The following is a 3990-nucleotide window of genomic DNA, read 5'->3' as shown; positions in this document are numbered from 1 at the left end:
AGTGGCGGTAAGCCTTGTGGATTTACAGTGTTTGAATAACTGGTTTACCAAGTGTTATTACTGTGCTTAATGATTGAGATAAAGGCTGTACTGCGACGATTAAGAGTATTATGACGAGAGCGAGTTTAAAGACTACGTGGTTGTATACAGCTCCAAAAGTCGAAGTACGAAAGCAGGGGGTAGTAACTCTGTTCCTACGAAAAAGGGTGTCCATATCAGGAGCCGTGTGCTGGGAAACTCGCAAGCACGGTTTTGAAGTGGAGTTCGGGAAGGTGACTTCCTGTTCGACCATAACTCAGGGAGTTGTCAATCATTGGGGGGGATACAGACCACCGACCAATTGAGCAGGTCTCTAACGTAATACATCGAGGAAGGCGAAAACCGCCGGAGGATGCAGACCATTACTAAGAATAGCCGCGCCGATCGCCCTTTCTAAGGGTACTGGAAGCGATCGCACTTTCACCGACTTAGGAATAGGTAGCGCCGCCAACCGGGGCAGAATTGCGGCCCCTAAACCTTGAGCCACCATACTAACAATAGTAGAATCTTCCTTAATCTCATAGGCAATTTTTAGGGTCTGTCCCCACCTAGCCCAATGTTCTCGCACCGCCGAAGTACACTCAGCATAATTGTACAATATAAAAGCATGAGCTGACAACTCTTCCCAGGTTAAATTTTGGGGAATTGGTTGCTTAGAATTGGGCAATAATACTACATACTCATCCCGGGCAATTTCCCAAGTATCAAACTCTTCAGATCGCGGTAAAGGAACTAAACCAATATCCACCTGACCCGTCCGCAAAGCCTGTTCCACCCCCACAGGATCAGTCTCGGTAATTTTCACCTCTACATTAGGAAAACGACTGCGAAACTCAGCCACTTTCGGCGGCAAAATATGGGTAGCCGCACTGCGAAAAGAAGCCACCCGCACCTTAGACCCCTGTAACCCCTTTTCCAAATTCACCTCGTGGTCGATAGTCTCCCGCAGTTCCAGGATTTTCTGGGCGTGACCTAGGACTTTTTCACCAATGGGGGTTAAATGCGCTCCAAAGCGCCCCCTACACAATAGGGGAATCCCTAACTCATTTTCTAAAGATGCGATCGCCCTACTCACCGAGGATTGGGAAATATTCAAATCCAGCGCAGCCTCAGAAAAGCTACCCTTGGCGACCACAGCCATTAACACCCGCACATGAAACAAATTCATAACAATTGACCGAACCGGAGACCATCGTCATTAACAATCATCCATCCAGTTTACGCATGGAAATTATGCTTAATGAGTTTTGCATGATACCGAATCAGATCATTAAGCTATGGGAGAACTGAAAAATTTAATCGCTACTCTAATCATTTATGTTCGAGTTACTGCCCTTCCATAAGTTCCGTGATACCCCTAGCGTGCGTTTTTTCGATATCACCATCCCCAACTCTAATGCTAGGGATCTGGTTTTTCACGAAGGACCAGCTACCAGTCCCAACAACACGGAGGATGGCCACTGGCAGTTCTATCTACACCCCAACCAAGAAGATAACCTACTGGCTGTTTCCGGGGGTCGTACTTTCTATCTAGTTAATTTCGCTTGGGAATGTCCCTATCATATTGTCCGACTAGACGCTAATCGACACATTTTGCGGATTCCCCCAGGAACCTTCCATCGGTCAGTATCCGACCCCGAAGGTTCCCTAGTCTTGAATCAAGCTATCCGTACCCACAGGGCTACTGTAGAAAGCGAGTTCCGAGTATATAATAGCGCCGAAATTTCCCGCCTGTATAGAGTGACTTCTGATAAGGCTCGCCCCCCTATCTTACACGGCTTTGAACGCCTGCGCGTCGCTTGATGGATTATCCATCATCTGGGGGAGAGTTCCCAACCATCCGGGACTCTCCCAGATTATGTTAACTTTTGTAACAAAAAGTTAAAAAATGTTACAAAAAATTTTTTTTGTGGGCGGGTAGGTTGATTTTTGGGTAAGTTTCTGCTATAATTTTAGATAATTGGAATAGTGACAATTTAAAAAAAAGTAGCTATGAAAAAATTATATATTTTCCTGACAGAATATCACAATTGAGCAGTGTTTGTCAACCCCCCAAAATATCCGGGGAGAGGGAGGCGTGATAGAATTAGTTATTGATTATTGATGATGGATTACTTCGAGTTAGAATGTGGTTTCATATTAATTCAGCCACCCCAAAGTGAGTAGAGATATATTTGCGATCGAAGCCCTAGGGCAAATTCCTAAAATTCTCACCTTGCTAGATCGGAACCCCCACAGTCCGACCTATGGGTGTTTTGACCGAAACTTCTGGCATTATAAAATTATCGACTTCCCCAGTGGCATGGCCCAGGAGTTTGTCTGGCCCCTGGCTTTAGCCCACGAAGTCAATGTTCCCGATAATTCCTATTACCAACACCCCGCTATCAAGGAATGGGTACAAGCGGGGATAGCTTTTGCAGCCCGCAGCGCCCATGCAGACGGTTCTAGTGATGACTATTTCCCCTATGAAAGGGCGGCGGGGGCTTCGGCGTTTTCTTTGCTGGCTTGTGTGGAAAGTTATCGACTATTGGGGTTAGTTGATTATGAGGCGCTGAGGTTTTTTGAACGACGGGCGAACTGGTTGGCTAACCACTACGAAAGTGGTCAACTGGCGAACCATGAGGCGTTAATTATTCTAGCTTTGGAAAGGTTGGGAAACCTGCTGCAAACTTCTAAATGGCGGCGGATACAAGGGACGAGACTCGATCGCCTTTTAAGTTGGCAAACTGAAGAGGGATGGTTTCGGGAGTATGAGGGTTGCGACCCCGGATATCATACTCTCACCCTTTCCTGTTTGGCAGAATTGGACTGCCTTAAACCTGATGACCGGGTGAAAAATGCGATCGCCAAAGGTGTAGAATTAGCGTCCCATTTCATCCACCCTGATGGCACTTATGGCGGGGAATATGGCTGCCGCAACACTTATAATTTCTTTCCCCATGGTTTTGAGTTAGCGGGGAAGTGGCTACCAGAAGCCCTGCGGATTAATGACCAGTTTTTACAGGGTATAAAAAATGGCTTGGGTCCTTGCTATGCTGATGATCATATTATTGGGCATCATGCCTGGAATTATCTGCTGGCTTGGCAAGATTTCGTGAGCGATCGACCTCAGCCTCTGCCCCGGGACGTGGCTAGTCTTTGGTTAAAAGACGCCCAAATTTTAATCAAACGTCGTCCCGGGGTTGAGTTATATATGGGCTTAAATAAAGGCGGAGTTTTCAAGATATTTAGGAACAATAAATTAGTAATTTCTGACACTCAAATATCCCTGCAAATTAGCAAGGGGAAAAATTTAAAAAATGCCGTCAGTCACCTAATCGAACCTTACCAGGTCAAAGTAGAACAGGACGAAATCACTATCGAAGGGCAGTTAGGATGGGCGAAACAAACCCAAATGTCACCCTTAAAATTAATCCTGTTACGGGTAGTCATGTTAACTTTTGGGCGGTTTTTTCCCAACTTAATTCGGAAAATGCTGCAAAAAATGTTAATAACAGGCAAGCAGGATGCACCGTTTCACTTTCGGCGAAAATTACTCTGGCAAGATAATCAATGGCTGGTGACAGATGAAATTACCGCCTCTTCTTGGCAGGGTGTAATTAGTGCAGGAATTGGGGCTTCCCAAACCTCTATTTATGTGGTCATGAGTCGCACATTTCAACCGGGACAACTACAACCCTGGTTAGATTTAACTGAGGAAATTAAGAAACTTACACCGGGTCAAACACTGAGGGTAGAACGCACTTTTTAGGGGGCTTTCTGTTATCAATTAATTATCGGGTGCGAAACGTTCAGGCATAAAATAGGATTGTGATACCCTAAATAACCGCCTGGTGGGGGTTTCAGCCCCTGGGGTGAATACAAGAAGCTCGCTTCTGACCACCCCATAACTGTTTATATAGCACAAGACAGAACACTTAGGACGTATAATGGAGAGGACGAGATGACTAA

Annotated in this window: 3 protein-coding genes; 2 read left to right on the top strand and 1 reads right to left on the bottom strand. The window is 45.7% G+C overall.

The features are described 5' to 3' along the window. Positions 1 to 352: 352 nt before the first annotated feature. Positions 353 to 1207, bottom strand: coding sequence for a LysR family transcriptional regulator (locus tag P5683_RS23315; protein ID WP_006624820.1), 855 nt, complete (start codon positions 1205 to 1207; stop codon positions 353 to 355). Between the two features lie 149 nt (positions 1208 to 1356). On the opposite strand from P5683_RS23315, the gene P5683_RS23310 reads away from it, so the two are divergent. Further along, on the top strand, positions 1357 to 1842 hold the full coding sequence (locus P5683_RS23310) for a hypothetical protein (protein ID WP_006624821.1): 486 nt from the start codon (positions 1357 to 1359) through the stop codon (positions 1840 to 1842). 355 nt (positions 1843 to 2197) lie between these two features. Further along, positions 2198 to 3790 (top strand): hypothetical protein, encoded by a 1593-nt coding sequence (locus P5683_RS23305; protein WP_006624822.1) that lies wholly within the window; start codon positions 2198 to 2200, stop codon positions 3788 to 3790. The last annotated feature ends 200 nt before the right edge of the window (positions 3791 to 3990 follow it).

It is taken from the genome of Limnospira sp. PMC 1279.21 (genome assembly GCF_032349615.1).
GTDB lineage: Bacteria > Cyanobacteriota > Cyanobacteriia > Cyanobacteriales > Microcoleaceae > Limnospira > Limnospira fusiformis.
This window is presented reverse-complemented; position numbering and strand designations above follow the sequence as displayed.

Excerpts from the sequence above, each read along its gene's own strand:
- P5683_RS23315 (WP_006624820.1), bottom strand. The coding sequence starts at position 1,207 with ATGAATTTGTTTCATGTGCGGGTGTTAATGGCTGTGGTCGCCAAGGGT.
- P5683_RS23310 (WP_006624821.1), top strand. The coding sequence starts at position 1,357 with ATGTTCGAGTTACTGCCCTTCCATAAGTTCCGTGATACCCCTAGCGTG.